The sequence below is a fragment of the Vibrio sp. 10N.239.312.D08 genome, assembly GCF_041466145.1.
Lineage (GTDB): Bacteria > Pseudomonadota > Gammaproteobacteria > Enterobacterales > Vibrionaceae > Vibrio > Vibrio crassostreae_C.
The window spans coordinates 81,203-94,869 of record NZ_JBFSSD010000013.1 but is presented as its reverse complement, the minus strand read 5'-3'; the positions used below and the strand labels follow the sequence as shown (position 1 = coordinate 94,869).

Below are 13,667 nucleotides of genomic sequence, written 5' to 3'. Positions count from 1 at the left end.
ACACTACAACTAACAATAGAGGTCTTCACGATGGCAGAATCCGTCACTAATAAACTCACAGATAAGCTTCAATTGCTTTTGGTTGAAGACGACCTCGATTTAGCCACTGCGGTTATTGATTACCTCGATTTAGAAGATATCCAGTGCGATCATGCAGCGAATGGTTTAGCTGGACTCAACCTCATCGAAGCAAACCGATATGACGCGGTCATTCTCGATCTCAATTTGCCTAAAATGAACGGCTTACAGGTGTGCGAGAATCTCAGATCGCAGGGCATTGATACACCCGTTTTGATGCTGACGGCACGTGATACGCTTGATGATAAGCTGACAGGCTTTTCAAAAGGGGCCGATGATTACCTAGTGAAACCTTTTGCAATGGAAGAGTTGATTGTTCGAGTACAAGTGCTGGCGAAGCGACGCAGTGGTCAGGTTCGCCGCTTGTCGGTAAGCGATTTGGAAATCGATCTCAAACAGCATCAAGCCTATCGTGATAATTCCCCTTTAAAGCTTTCGCCTACCGCACTCAAAATACTGGAAATCTTGATGCGTTCTAGCCCTAATCCTGTTTCTCGCGAGACCATCATGCAGGGCGTGTGGGGCGACGATCAACCAGACAGTAACAGCTTAAAAGTGCATATCTTCAATCTGCGTAAACAAGTGGATGCGGAACAAGACAATAAGCTGCTGCATACCATTGCGGGTAAAGGTTTTGCGATTAAGGAGTTACGACAAGCATGAAGATCAGACCAAGCCTAAGGATCTACGTTTTGTTGGCGATTCTGGTTACAGGTGTCACGACGATTCTGGTTCTTTCTGCGTTGAGCGTAAACTACTTTGTCTCGGGGATGGATATCGCTATGCGTGGCTCTATGATTGCCCAAGCGCAACAAGATGCGGTGAAGGCAGGCAAGCCTATGACCAATCAAGAATTTACGGTGGCGACCCAATGGAGCGACTTGCCACAAAGTATTCAGAACAACCTCAACCAGAACGAACTGCAATTCAACCGAATGACCAAAATAATCATTGGCAAATCTATATTCTCACCTCCGGAGAAAGGCTATTTCGCCATGAAGGTGATGAAAGGTAATGAAGTTCGTTATGTTTCTGCGGTGTTTGCTCAAAAACATGACCCTTTCATTAATGACGAAGGGCTTCCGCACTTTATCACGATTTTTTTGACCGCACTGGGTGCGATTGTATTGTTTTTCGTTATCTTGGTTTTGGTGTTACGTAAGGTGGCATCGCCTGTTGAGCAGCTAAAGAACTGGGCCAAATCGCTAGATAAAGATAACCTCAATGAACCGACACCAGATTTTCACTTTAGTGAACTGAACACCTTGGCTAACATCATTCGTGATAGTTTGAGTTCGGTTCAAAACAGCTTAGAACGAGAGCAGAAATTTTTGGGTTACGCGAGCCACGAATTACGTACTCCTATTGCGGTCACAAGAACAAATAGTGAACTGCTAGAGAAGCTGATTCAAAAGGGTAAGAGCCCAGAAAAGCAGCTTGAAGTCATTGATCGAATCAAGCGCGCGGGTTTCACCATGACAGATCTGACAGAAACCTTGTTGTGGCTTACCCGACAACAAGACAAAGATCTGCCTCTGGAAAACGTACATCTCGGCGAACTGCTGCAACAAATAAACCACGATTTAAGCTATCTATTGAATGGCAAAGCCGTGGCTGTGAATCTTGAAAGCGACGACACACAATGTCAGTTGCCAGTCGGACTCACTCGCATCGTGCTGACCAATTTGATTCGCAATGCTTTCCAACACACAGGGAGCGGTACCGTGGTCATCGTTCAGGTAGGCTCGAAAGTCACCATTGTTAATCACAATACTGGCGGCACGATAGAAGACAATCATTTGGGCTTTGGTCTAGGGTTAGAGCTCACCGAAAAGCTGCTCGCGCAATATCAATGGCAATACCATAACCAAGAGCTGGCTGGAGGTCGTGAAGTGTGGGTGGATTTCTCGTAATGCACTGGCTCGATCGTTGGAAGGTGTATCGCTATCATCGAAAACAGACTAACCGCTCGAATGGCGACAAGGCTAAAGCTTTAGGTTGGACTAGCGAAGAGAGTCAATTGTGTCGCTTTGAAGTAATCGCTCGTGCGGCGGACTTCGAAAAGAAGAGTGTTTTAGATTTGGGTTGCGGCTATGGCGAGCTGTTTGAACTGCTCGACAGCATCTATCGTATTCAATCTTATACCGGCGTTGACCAACACGTAGGCTTTCTTAAGAAGGCGAAGCAAAACTACACAGAAGATCGTTGTCAGTTTTTGGCGGGTGATATGAGCAAAATGAACCTTGAGGCGCACGACATTGTCATCGCTAGTGGTTCACTGAACTACATCTCTCGTGATTCTGATTATCTGACAAACATGATTACTCGCATGTATGAACTGGCGAATCAGACGGTGATTTTTAATCTTCTCAACTCAAGCCAGTATCCTTCGCGTAATACCTTGATGAGTTATCACCCTCAAGGTGTCTATCGTTTCTGTAAAACGCTCTGCGATGATGTCTCTTTAACGGAGGGCTACGCAGAAGGGGATTTTACGATAGTGATGAACAAAGCCGTGTCAGGAGCTTGATGTCGTCTTTGTTTTTATCTTTACGCAGGTTTTGATATTAACAACTTTTGATACGAGTACTGACGTAGTAAACAGCAAAAAGCCGCAGCCTTGAAAGGTATGAGGCTTTTTGGGTTCTATGATGAACCTAGGCTAGGTATGTTGCTAGTTCTTCGGTGGTTGGTTTTTAATGAGTCCGTAAGGGATGTTAGTAAACACCTTAGGGTTGCCTTCATAAGTCGGCGCTTCATTCACTTGCTGCCAATCGAGTAGCATGATTGCTAATACGTTGCGGTGTTCACCGTACTCAAGGTCAAAATCGCCAGTAATTGAAGGGATCATGCCTTGTTTCTCATCGATTGAAGCTTGAATCGCGAGTCGAGTTTTCTCTAGAACTGGGTCATCTTCTAAACCTGCCAATAAGAAGGTTAATCCAACCTCAGCAATCACATCTTCTTTCGCACGCAGCAGAATCGTATCGATGTTTTCTCTAAAGTAATCGTAGATCCATTGATGGTCTTGTTCGCTTACTTGATGTTGGTAATATTCTGAGTCGCCGAAGATGACGTGTGTCATACCATAGATCTTATTGCCGAATTGCTGGCTTGAGAGTTTTTTGTCTTTATCGTCTGGATACGCTTTTTTGAAGGTATCGACAAACTCATCAACGACATCCTGCTCACCCAGTTGGCGCAACCAGTAAACCTGATTCGCTAATTGAGCGGCCCACGCTTTCACCATGTCTTCATTGGTCACGTATCGTGAGAAGTCATAGCGACGAATGATTTCGCGTAGCTTGGCATCGTTCTTGTGTTCTAAACCGTATTCGTTAGCACGAGCCATAGAGCCTAGAAGGTCAACACCAAGGTAAAGGTATTCAGGCATGTGCTTGGTGATGTTGTAGCGTCGAATACTGCGCTCATCGTTATCACCAATATAAGATGCAACTCGCTTCTCTGAGTAGAGTACGATTTGTTCCATGGTTTGAACGTCATTCGACAGGGTGCTGAGCTTGCTTGCCACTCGAGCCATGTCGCTCCACACCGCCGCTGAATACTTATCGTCTAATGTTTGACGATACATGCGCAGCCCGTAGTGACCTTCTTTGAATGCAGGCAGGGTGTAAAGCTGGCTTTCGTAGGTGGTGCGAATTAGGTCTGCAGATTGCTTGAAAGATTGTTCTTGAGAATTGAGCGAATCTGCTTGGGATTGAACGTTCACTGCGGTTGGCGCTTGAACGTTTTCTTGTGCGTGAACGGCAACCGAGGCTGATAGCAATGTACACAGTGTGATAGTTTTTAACTTCATGTCGTGAGGTACCAAGCTGATTATTAGTCTATGTAAAATAACATTGATGAATCCTTCAATGTAAGCGTTGAGTCAATACAATGTAAGCTTTATAAGGTTCACTAACCCTTTTTGATTAAACCATTCGTTTAGTAAAGAAGTTTGAAGTGATGGATCACTCAATATTTGATAGATAGTCGACGTCAGTATGGATTTTTAATGACTTAGCGGCATACTGGGGCAATAAGCCAGAAATGAGCCGTTATAAGGCAGTATATAGAACAATAGTGTTAGAGGTTCGTAAATGCCAAGTGGTTCTAGCAAGCAGTGGTCTGCCAGAGTAGTATCTTTTCTTTTTTTCCTTGCGATAGTAAGCGCAATTGAGTTCTTTCATGCCAAGCAATTAACTTTTCTTAAAAACGAATCGTATTCAGAGGCAAAAAAGCAACTATCCATTATTCGTTCTCGGATTGAAGCCGCGATCGTGTCAGATATGTATATCCTCAATAATTTCTCGACCTTAGTGACCATCAACCCCGATGGTGAGGTGAAAAATTGGGATAAGATTGCTGAGAATATCATTCAAGATGGCTTCCATATTCGACTTATCGGACTCGCCAAAGACGACATTCTAAACTTTGTTTACCCGATGGAAGGTAATGAGCAGATTCTCGGTATTAATTATCGTGATCACCCAAATCAATGGGAGTCTGTTGAGATAGCCCGTAATCTTGGCAACACCTTTATTGCCGGTCCTTTTGAGCTGTTTCAAGGTGGACAAGCCCTCATTGCACGCACTCCGATCTTCCGAGACCCGCCTTTCAATCAAGATTACTGGGGTGTCTCCAGTGCTGTTATCGGTTTAGATGAGCTGTTTGAAGATGTTGGAATCGGCAAGATAGAGAACAAGTATGAATTAGCAATTCGTGGTGCAAACAGTTCAGGGAAAGATGGCGCTGTCTTTTATGGCACTCAGGATGTGTTCGATAATGCGTTCGCCACTGAACAGGTGAGTTTCCCATACGGGGGGTGGTACCTTGCTCTCTCCGGTAACGAACATGTATTGATGGATGAGCCTTGGTATCGAATCCAAGCGGTAAGGCTGGTAGGCTACTCCATTATATTAGTGTTGGCGTTTGCCTTCTTTACTATTTATCGTCTGTACCGGATTGCAGATAGCCGCTCTATGCATGATGAGCTAACGATGTTACCGAATCGTCGATACTTCATGTATAGCCTCAAACAGGCCTTCAAACCCACTCAAAAACAGAGAGCGAGAACCTTTGCCGTTGTAAATATCGACCTCGATGGGTTTAAAGCAATCAACGACACTTATGGTCACGCGGCAGGCGATCAGGTATTGATTGAGTGTGCTAACCGCATAAGAAGTGAGCTGCGTGTTTCAGATATCGTTGCAAGGATAGGCGGTGATGAGTTCTTGGTCTTGTTGCCGCGCATCATCGATGATCAACACGTATCTTCAATCGTGACTAAACTACGAAAGGCGATATGCTCGGCGCCAGTTGTGTACGAAGCGCACTCTATTTATCTCAGAATCAGTGTGGGTTGGGTTATTCACAATAGTAACTACAATGATGTCGATGCGCTCTTGAAAGCCGCTGATGAAAAAATGTACGAACAGAAGCGACAAGTTATCTAGGTTGAATTTTAGCTGCGATTAGAATTTAGTTGCTGAATGGGGGGAAAAGCCTCAGAATACCGCGCTTTGCTCCGTATCAATGTATTTGATGAGCAAAAGCTGAAGCAACGCACTTTTTAACGTGTTGCTCATACTAAATGTTATTCAACTGAGAAAATAATCTATGAGTTTTACCTCCCTTGGCCTTTCTGAACCGATCCTTAAAGCTATTGAAGCACAAGGTTACGATAAGCCATCACCAATACAAGAGAAAGCCGTGCCAGCTGTCCTAACGGGCAAAGATGTTATGGCCGCTGCTCAAACAGGTACAGGTAAAACTGCAGGCTTCACGCTACCTATTCTTGAAATGTTATCGAAAGGTACTCGCGTACGTCAGAACCAAGTTCGTGCGCTCGTGCTAACGCCAACTCGTGAGCTTGCTGCGCAAGTGAATGGCAGCGTAGTGAAGTACGGTATTAACTTACCGCTGACTTCGACGGTAGTGTTTGGTGGTGTGAAGATTAACCCTCAGATGCAAAAACTGCGTAAAGGTAGTGACGTGTTGGTGGCAACACCTGGTCGTCTACTTGACCTATACAACCAAAATGCAGTGCGTTTTGACCAACTAGAAATCCTAGTGCTAGATGAAGCGGACCGCATGCTAGACATGGGTTTCATCCGCGATATTCGTAAGATCTTAGCTTTCTTGCCTAAGAAGCGTCAGAACCTACTGTTCTCAGCGACGTTCTCTGATGATATCCGCAGTTTAGCGAAAGGCTTAGTGAACAATCCTGTTGAGATTTCAGTAAGCCCTGCAAACTCGACGGCAAAAACGGTTGAGCAAAGCATCTACCCCGTAGACAAAAAGAAAAAGAGCGCAATGCTAGCGAAGCTAATCAAAGATAACGATTGGCAACAAGTGTTGGTGTTCAGCAAGACGAAACACGGTGCGAACAAGCTTGCTCGCTTCCTTGAAGAGCAAGACATCACTGCTGCACCTATCCATGGTAACAAGAGCCAAGGTGCACGTACTAAAGCCTTAGAGAACTTCAAAACAGGTAAGGTACGAGTACTTGTTGCAACTGATATCGCCGCTCGTGGTATCGATATCCCGCAACTGCCTCAAGTAGTTAACTTCGATCTTCCTCATGTATCAGAAGACTATGTACACCGTATCGGTCGTACTGGCCGTGCAGGTGAAGTAGGTAAAGCGATTTCATTGGTTTGTGCTGATGAAGTGGGTGAGCTGTTCGGTATTGAACGCCTGATTCAACAAGTGCTAGAGCGTCGTGAACTGGAAGGTTTCTCTCCAGTAAATAAGTTACCTGAGTCTCGGTTGGATTCACGTCCAATCAAGCCTAAGAAACCGAAGAAAGCAAAACAGCCACGTGAACATGCTGATGGTCAACGCTCTGGTGATAACGCTCGCGGGCACAAGCCAGCAGGTAAGAACAAGCGTCATGTAGCTGGTAATGGTTCGGCTCCAAAGCGTAAGCCGACATCTGGTAAGAAACCTGCTGAAAACAACTCAGCTGCGACAACTGAAGATAAATCAATAAGAAACAACGGCAGCAACTTTAAACGCGGTAGTGCGGGCAATAAACCTGCTGCAAATAACGCAGGTGCTCAGAACACTCTGAGCAAACCAAGCGGTGCGGGTAAATCTAACGGTATTGGTAAGCCAAACAACGCGGGTAAACCTGCAGGCAAACCTAAGAAGTCTGGTTACGGCGGTAGCTACGGCCCAAGCAAGTCGTCAAATAAGCCGACAAGCAACAAACCTTCTACAAACAAACCGTCTCGAAGCCGTTCTAAGCCAGCTCCTCAGAAGTAATCTTTTCTGAGATATTGAAAGAGCAACGAACATGAGTCGCTTTATAAAAAGGCGTCTCGTGGGTTAAGTTCTTTCTGTCATAGAAATCGAATAAGCGCGAATATTGAATCTCAATGTTCGCGTTTTTTTATGGGCGTTGTTTAGGGTGTTGTTTATGTTGAGTAACCGTATAGCTTGAGTAAGCTAGGGGGGGGGGGTTATTGCTGTTTAAAGTGATTGAATCTAAGGGAAATATGACATTTTTGGGAAGGGTAATGAATCTTTAATTATTCATTAATAATAACATAATCACTAGCGTTTTTGTTGGATTTTGCAATTTGCAATTCCAGTTTGCAAAACAAACAAGGATATCCGGCCAATACGTGTCCAGATGCGTAGTAAATACGTGTTTTAAAAGTTGGCACGCATGCTGCATTAGTAATGGTGACCCTTCTTAAGCCGAGGGTCACCTAGCCAACTGACGTTGTTAGTGAACCTTTTTTGTTCACACAAAATATATGACCAATCACCCTTATTGTGATTGGTTTTTTTTTGCCTGAAATTTAGGTTCTATTTTTTGTTATTACTTTTTTACTCACCACACTTAGAGTAACAGCTTGGTTGGCGTGGGCATTCTCCACCTCTGGAGCAGATAAGCCTCGCCTCTGTCTCAATCCCACGTTCAATCCAATTTATATTTAGAATCTTGGCTATTGTCGTGAGATCTTTTTTGATGTTACGCGGAATTGCCACAGAGCCACCATTGTTAACGCATGACGCTTTAAGCTGCTCTGCTATGTCTCTTGAATTACCGCCTTGAGCATCAATTGCAGGGTTGAGATCTATACCAGCACACAACACACGATTGTTACCCGCAGGATCCGTCATATTGATGGATTCACAGCAGTAGATTCTTGGCTCATCACCCACGTTCAAAATGGAGATTTGAGCCGAGCTTCCCGCTCGAGGTTCTGATAATCGACGGAACACAGCCCAATGTTGACATGGGTCAGCGACCGTTCTCATATTTCCCCAAGGTAGCGGAATCCCGTTCCCGCGATATACCGCCTTGAGTTTCCCCGGCCCATAAGCATCAAAGTAGTGCCAGTGAGGGTAGGGCGATACTACAGTCATTCGACGCATCGCAACAGAGGGGGAAACCCCTGCTCTTTTGTGAACGTCGATTTCGTAACCAGTGCGGTCAAGTAGCTGCCTAAACGGGACTTTCGGGCACAGAAGTGCGCCAGCAAAGAAGCTGGATTCAAAGTCTCGCCATGCTTGAAGAATATCTTGGGAGTTGAGCTGTGAAGAGCCTGATACCTGGTTGTCGTCCCACGTGTTGTTGTTACCGACCGACAACACACTCTTTAGGCCTTCTTTGCTGTGCAGAATGCAATGACCGATATAAACCGAAAGGTCGTATTTCAGACGAGTTGGATACTCTTTAAGAATCTCGTTTAAGAAGATAGTACCGGGAGGCTCAAAGAAGGAGGTCACTAACTGCTTAGCGTTAATTCCGAGCTCATCGACGACGTCTTGCGGCGTGCGCGTCACCCAGCGGATGTTGATTCCTAGGCTTCTAGCGATGTCTATCAGGTCTTCTACGCTGAGGTTAAGACGTTTTAAGCCTACCTCTTCCGCAGCGCGCTCAAGGTCAGGGAAGTGGTTCTGGTTGCTCTCTTGGTGTGCTCGAATCAAGAGGTGCGCAAACTGGCGGCCTGAAATGCCCGTTTGTGACAGCATCTCAGGAATCGCAATTTGCAGGATGTCGTTTGAGAATAGGAAGCTCGGCTCGAGCGCCATGCCACTTATCCCACCACGATTCCCCTTATCAGGAGCAATGGCTTGTTGTTCAGATTCGTCGTCGAGGAACCACGTCGGATTCTTCTGAAAGACCTGTGCAATCACTTCCAGCATATCGATGCTCGGAACCCGCTTTCCACGTTCAATCATTGAAAGGTAAGAAACGGAAGGAGCACATTCTGGGTCGATTCTAATACAACGCGCAGACAGGTCTTCCATCGTTAAATGGTTACGTTTTCTTAGGTTACGTATTTTCGTACCTAGGAAATGTGACTGACGAACTAAACTTTTTGACAAGGCCATATTTGTAAAATTCACATTGTAAAATTTTTGTTGTGAAATTGTATGTAAAAAAGCGCTAATCTACAAACTAAGCAATTCACAAAATGACAAATAAATTAAACGTTAGTTTGGAATAATTGCTCTAGGACACATTTTTGCTGTAGAAATCGGTGGTTATCACCGGACTGGTCAAGAGGGAAAGACTATGAATATGCTTACATTCGATAAAACAGAAATCCAAAAACAATCAAAGCCATTTATCGCTGAAGCTGTCTTTGCCGTGGAGACAATCAATGCTAATCAGCAAACTGAAAAGCAAGTGAAAGCAAAGCAGCTGCTTGATCGACTATTCCCACTAGAGAATGGCTCACATCAAGACGTAACCAGCTACGTAGTCGATTACCGCCATATTATGGCTTACTTTAAAGACGGTCAGCACAGCGGTCTGAAGCACCCTAAGCAGTTTGTAGCGTACATGGGTGAGAAGAACGACCCAGACTCTATCTTGTTTCGAGATGGCAGTGGCAGCCACCTAGAGGTGATGTTTGGTTGCCACAAAGGGACAGGTTGTATTGAGCTAGTAGAAATTGATGATATTCAGTTGGAATCATGCACCACGTTTGGCCAATCACCAATGGAAGCAACAACCACAATGCGTGAAGAGACCATTGCAGCGATGCGCCACTGGATCAGTTTGATTCAAGGTGACGCAAAGGGTAAACCAAAGGCATGCAGTGAAGATAAAGAGTTCAGAGCAAAGAGTGGTGAAGACTACTGCTTGAATTATTGCTTCCAGATCTAACGGTGAATCCTAGTTAGCTAAAGTAATTTATACAACTAAAGAAAAAGCCCCGAAGATAATGTCTTTGGGGCTTTCTAGTCTCAATACGAGCCGACTAATATGTCGATAAGAGCATTGTTGGTGTGTTTTACAAAGGCATGACTCGGTTACGGCCAAGTGATTTCGCTTCATAAAGTAGCTTATCAGCACGTTCAATCAGCGATTGAGCTGATTCGCCGGGTTCAAGTTCAGCGACACCAAACGATGCAGTGATACTGCCGACTTGTTGACCACTGCGGCGATCTTTAATCGACAGCTTTTCTAGAGAGCGACGATTGGTATCAGCGAGTTGACGAGCAATACGCAAAGACTTGTTAGGCACAATCAGCGCGAACTCTTCACCACCAAATCGATAGGCAGAAATACCTTCACGGCAACTTAACTTCAGCTTGCGAGCGATCGCTTTAAGCACCATATCGCCAAACAAGTGGCCATAGGTGTCGTTGAAATTTTTAAAGTGGTCGATATCGAGAAGAATCAGACACAAAGATTGTTGTGCTTCACACAGGGTTTCTATGTCACGGTCGAAAGAGCGACGGTTATAGAGTGTGGTTGTACTATCGAAAAGCGCATCTTTCTGAACTTCTACTAACTGGGTTTTTAGCTTGGTGATCTCTGAGGTTGCAGAGTTTAGCTGAGAGTTTAAAAACTGAGTAGAGTGACGAATATGACGGGATTCAGACACCAGCTGTCGAACTAAGGACATGACTTCATCAATAGATAGGCTTTCATTATCAACACGAGCCAAGTCCTCGAAGCTTTTATCGATCATGTCAGAAAAAGCGGAGGTGTCGGTCAGGGTGTCATTCATTGAATTGGAAACTTCAGAAACTAACAGTTCCAAATTAGCGCGAAGGTCATTGATATTGGTTTCGGATTTGCTGGCAACATAATTGTTGTATAGCTGCTCACCAACGGCAGGAGGACAAATACCGTAGTGTTCTAAAACACCATCCATGTCTTGAGTCAGCTGGGGAATAGCGTTATCGACATAGGTGTACCAAAGTGCGTAATTTGCAGGTGTCGTTGACACCCTGTTCTTCATCATAAGAGGCACCGCTTTTTTTAGATTTGCGGTGGATTTCTGAAATTCGTCTTTGTTCATTATTTTTACTGCAGATACCAAAACAACTAAGCCACTTGCGAACAAGGTTAGCGGATTTCGAAGGTCTTTGCTTTAAAAATTATATGATTAGTGGATGAGGGTTGGATAAATAACTCATTTTTATTATGAATATCGATTGCGTATTCATAAGTGTAATCTAATGGATTGTTCTTTAACCATATTTGGGCTTATCAAACTTTCGGCGTAGCGTGAGTTAGTATCAAAAGATTGCTGAGAATTAAGTGTTGTTTAGGGAAGTGCATACAAAAAGTGACGTAAATTGATCGTTGAGCTTTAACTGAGAAAGTCTAGGTTGAGGACGCTTGGCTGGTGATTTGCATTTGTTCAGAGTTTACGGGGGAAAGCCTGTATCGAGAGGGGAAATGTTTATAAGCAGGCATAAAAAAGCGCCGATAAAAATCAGCGCTTTAAAATTCTTTTTAGCTATAAGAGCTAATTATTGAGCAACAACGTTTGCTGCTTGTAGGCCTTTTTGACCGTTTTCAACTTCGAAAGAAACCTTTTGGCCTTCTTTCAGAGTTTTGAAGCCTTCAGAAACGATTGCACGGAAGTGTACGAATACGTCAGCGCCGCCGTTGTCTTGAGAAATGAAACCGAAACCTTTCTCTTCGTTAAACCATTTTACAGTGCCAGTATTTGTGTTAGACATAATTTGTCCCTTATTCATAAATTTTCTAAGTTGTTGATTGCATTTAATGCAATGCGCTGATAATTGAATTATTTAATATTGCTAAGAAATAAGGAAAAACTACTTACAAAAACGGGTAACGATTTTACATGTCAATTTTTTACTATTCATCTAACTTAAATAACTCCGGCTAACAGAGCGAGAGCATGTTAACACAGTCTTTTGAGATGTACACGCATTGCTTAAGAAATTTGTGCTTTTTTTGTCATACCGTGCGAATGTACAAGATTTACACTGATTTAGTGATAGTTTTGTCGCTTCGTCCAACACAACAAAAGGAAGCATCTCAGCTTCCTTTTGATCATTAGTATAGACGATATTAACGCTTAAAGTTGATATCTTCAGTTTGATCTAAATTTATTTTTGTTTTCGCTGGTTGAGTCTCTGCAATCACCTTACCGTGTCGTATTGAGTACTGCACTGGTACTTGGCGGCGCACTGCATCAAAGCCATTGTCAGCAGGAAGAATCAGTAAGCTACCTGGCTTACCTTCTTCGATGCCGAAGTTGTCTTGTATGTTCAATGTGCGAGCAGAGTTCTTGCTGATCAAATCAAGTGAGTTGTTGATTTGATCGTAGCCCATAACCTGTGTCACATGCAGTCCCATGTGCAGAACTTGAAGCATGTTCGCTGTGCCCAGTGGGTACCATGGGTCAAACACATCATCGTGGCCAAAACAAACGTTGATGTTTGCTGCTAGCATCTCTTTAACGCGCGTTACACCGCGGCGTTTCGGGTAATCGTCGAAACGGCCCTGTAAGTGAATGTTCACTAACGGGTTTGCCACGAAGTTGATACCAGACATCTTCAATAGACGGAACAGGCGAGATGTGTAAGCACTGTTGTACGAACCCATTGCAGTGGTGTGGCTAGCAGTTACTTTCTCGCCCATTTCAAACTTATGAGCAAGGGCTGCTAATGTTTCCACAAAGCGAGACTGTTCGTCGTCGATTTCATCACAGTGAACGTCGATCAGACAGTCGTACTTGCGTGCAAGCTCGAACACATAATGCAAAGATTCAACCCCGTATTCACGAGTGAATTCGAAGTGAGGGATAGCACCGATAACGTCAGCGCCGATCTTCACTGCTTCTTCAAGCAACTCTTTGCCGTTAGGGTATGAAAGAATACCTTCTTGAGGGAATGCAACGATCTGGATGTCGACCCACTCTTTCATCTCTTCACGAACTTCAACCATCGCTCTTAACGCAACGAGTGTTGGGTCAGACACATCAACGTGTGTACGAACGTGTTGAACACCGTTAGCTATCTGCCATTTCAGTGTTTGCTTGGCACGAGACTTTACGTCTTCGATTGATAGCAGTTCTTTGCGCTCAGCCCAACGCTCAATACCTTCAAACAAAGTGCCAGAGATGTTCCAGTTAGGCTCACCAGCAGTTTGAGTAGTATCTAGGTGGATGTGCGGTTCACAGAAAGGAGTAACTGCAATGCCACCTTCAGCATCAAGGATGTCGCCTTGATGATTGATTTGCGCGCCATTATCGAGAATGCGAGAAAATTGACCATTTTCAATCAGAATCTGTTTCAAGCCTTCTTGGTCTTGAAGTTTCGCGTTCTTGATTAATAAGGTTGTCATAGTG

Annotated in this window: 11 protein-coding genes; 6 read left to right on the top strand and 5 right to left on the bottom strand. The window is 44.2% G+C overall.

Annotation, left to right across the window (positions count from 1 at the left end; all coding sequences use genetic code 11):
• Positions 1–30: 30 nt before the first annotated feature.
• From AB6D58_RS09525 to AB6D58_RS09515, 3 genes are read left to right on the top strand one after another with little or no spacing between them, the layout of a single operon-like run.
• Positions 31–741, top strand: coding sequence for a response regulator transcription factor (locus AB6D58_RS09525; protein ID WP_102320596.1), 711 nt, complete (start codon positions 31–33; stop codon positions 739–741).
• Positions 738–1,991, top strand: coding sequence for a HAMP domain-containing sensor histidine kinase (locus tag AB6D58_RS09520; RefSeq protein WP_102320595.1), 1,254 nt, complete (start codon positions 738–740; stop codon positions 1,989–1,991). Before AB6D58_RS09525 ends, AB6D58_RS09520 begins: the two co-directional genes overlap by 4 nt.
• Positions 1,991–2,608 (top strand): class I SAM-dependent methyltransferase, encoded by a 618-nt coding sequence (locus AB6D58_RS09515; protein ID WP_102320594.1) that lies wholly within the window; start codon positions 1,991–1,993, stop codon positions 2,606–2,608. Before AB6D58_RS09520 ends, AB6D58_RS09515 begins: the two co-directional genes overlap by 1 nt.
• A gap of 144 nt (positions 2,609–2,752) precedes the next feature.
• On the opposite strand, the gene AB6D58_RS09510 is transcribed toward AB6D58_RS09515, so the two are convergent.
• Positions 2,753–3,895 carry a DUF3541 domain-containing protein gene (locus AB6D58_RS09510; RefSeq protein ID WP_017060606.1) on the bottom strand — a complete coding sequence of 381 codons (1,143 nt, stop codon included), beginning with the start codon at positions 3,893–3,895 and terminating at the stop codon, positions 2,753–2,755.
• A 283-nt stretch (positions 3,896–4,178) separates the two neighbouring features.
• Between AB6D58_RS09510 and AB6D58_RS09505 the strand changes: the two genes are divergently transcribed.
• Positions 4,179–5,534 carry a diguanylate cyclase gene (locus AB6D58_RS09505; RefSeq protein WP_102320593.1) on the top strand — a complete coding sequence of 452 codons (1,356 nt, stop codon included), beginning with the start codon at positions 4,179–4,181 and terminating at the stop codon, positions 5,532–5,534.
• 163 nt (positions 5,535–5,697) lie between these two features.
• Entirely contained in the window at positions 5,698–7,347 is a 1,650-nt protein-coding gene (locus tag AB6D58_RS09500; RefSeq protein ID WP_372157112.1) for a DEAD/DEAH box helicase, read from the top strand.
• Between the two features lie 570 nt (positions 7,348–7,917).
• Here AB6D58_RS09500 and AB6D58_RS09495 read toward each other — a convergent pair.
• Complete coding sequence (locus tag AB6D58_RS09495) at positions 7,918–9,447, bottom strand: DUF3612 domain-containing protein (RefSeq protein ID WP_081090203.1); 1,530 nt, start codon at positions 9,445–9,447, stop codon at positions 7,918–7,920.
• A 169-nt stretch (positions 9,448–9,616) separates the two neighbouring features.
• On the opposite strand from AB6D58_RS09495, the gene AB6D58_RS09490 reads away from it, so the two are divergent.
• A complete protein-coding gene (locus tag AB6D58_RS09490; RefSeq protein ID WP_017060610.1) occupies positions 9,617–10,213 on the top strand; it encodes a malate synthase in 597 nt (198 codons plus the stop codon).
• Positions 10,214–10,340: 127 nt separating this feature from the next.
• Here the strand turns inward: AB6D58_RS09490 and AB6D58_RS09485 are convergent, their stop codons facing one another.
• From AB6D58_RS09485 to AB6D58_RS09475, 3 genes are all read right to left on the bottom strand, one after another.
• A complete protein-coding gene (locus tag AB6D58_RS09485; RefSeq protein ID WP_017060611.1) occupies positions 10,341–11,357 on the bottom strand; it encodes a GGDEF domain-containing protein in 1,017 nt (338 codons plus the stop codon).
• 457 nt (positions 11,358–11,814) lie between these two features.
• Positions 11,815–12,027, bottom strand: coding sequence for a cold-shock protein (locus AB6D58_RS09480; protein ID WP_004740083.1), 213 nt, complete (start codon positions 12,025–12,027; stop codon positions 11,815–11,817).
• 358 nt (positions 12,028–12,385) lie between these two features.
• Positions 12,386–13,663, bottom strand: a complete 1,278-nt coding sequence (locus tag AB6D58_RS09475) for a cytosine deaminase (RefSeq protein WP_017066495.1) — start codon at positions 13,661–13,663, stop codon at positions 12,386–12,388.
• Positions 13,664–13,667: the final 4 nt, after the last annotated feature.

Bases quoted from the DNA above. Each gene is read 5' to 3' on its own strand.
- AB6D58_RS09525 (WP_102320596.1), top strand. From the start codon at position 31: ATGGCAGAATCCGTCACTAATAAACTCACAGATAAGCTTCAATTGCTT.
- AB6D58_RS09520 (WP_102320595.1), top strand. From the start codon at position 738: ATGAAGATCAGACCAAGCCTAAGGATCTACGTTTTGTTGGCGATTCTG.
- AB6D58_RS09515 (WP_102320594.1), top strand. From the start codon at position 1,991: ATGCACTGGCTCGATCGTTGGAAGGTGTATCGCTATCATCGAAAACAG.
- AB6D58_RS09510 (WP_017060606.1), bottom strand. From the start codon at position 3,895: ATGAAGTTAAAAACTATCACACTGTGTACATTGCTATCAGCCTCGGTT.
- AB6D58_RS09505 (WP_102320593.1), top strand. From the start codon at position 4,179: ATGCCAAGTGGTTCTAGCAAGCAGTGGTCTGCCAGAGTAGTATCTTTT.
- AB6D58_RS09500 (WP_372157112.1), top strand. From the start codon at position 5,698: ATGAGTTTTACCTCCCTTGGCCTTTCTGAACCGATCCTTAAAGCTATT.
- AB6D58_RS09490 (WP_017060610.1), top strand. From the start codon at position 9,617: ATGAATATGCTTACATTCGATAAAACAGAAATCCAAAAACAATCAAAG.
- AB6D58_RS09485 (WP_017060611.1), bottom strand. From the start codon at position 11,357: ATGAACAAAGACGAATTTCAGAAATCCACCGCAAATCTAAAAAAAGCG.
- AB6D58_RS09480 (WP_004740083.1), bottom strand. From the start codon at position 12,027: ATGTCTAACACAAATACTGGCACTGTAAAATGGTTTAACGAAGAGAAA.
- AB6D58_RS09475 (WP_017066495.1), bottom strand. From the start codon at position 13,663: ATGACAACCTTATTAATCAAGAACGCGAAACTTCAAGACCAAGAAGGC.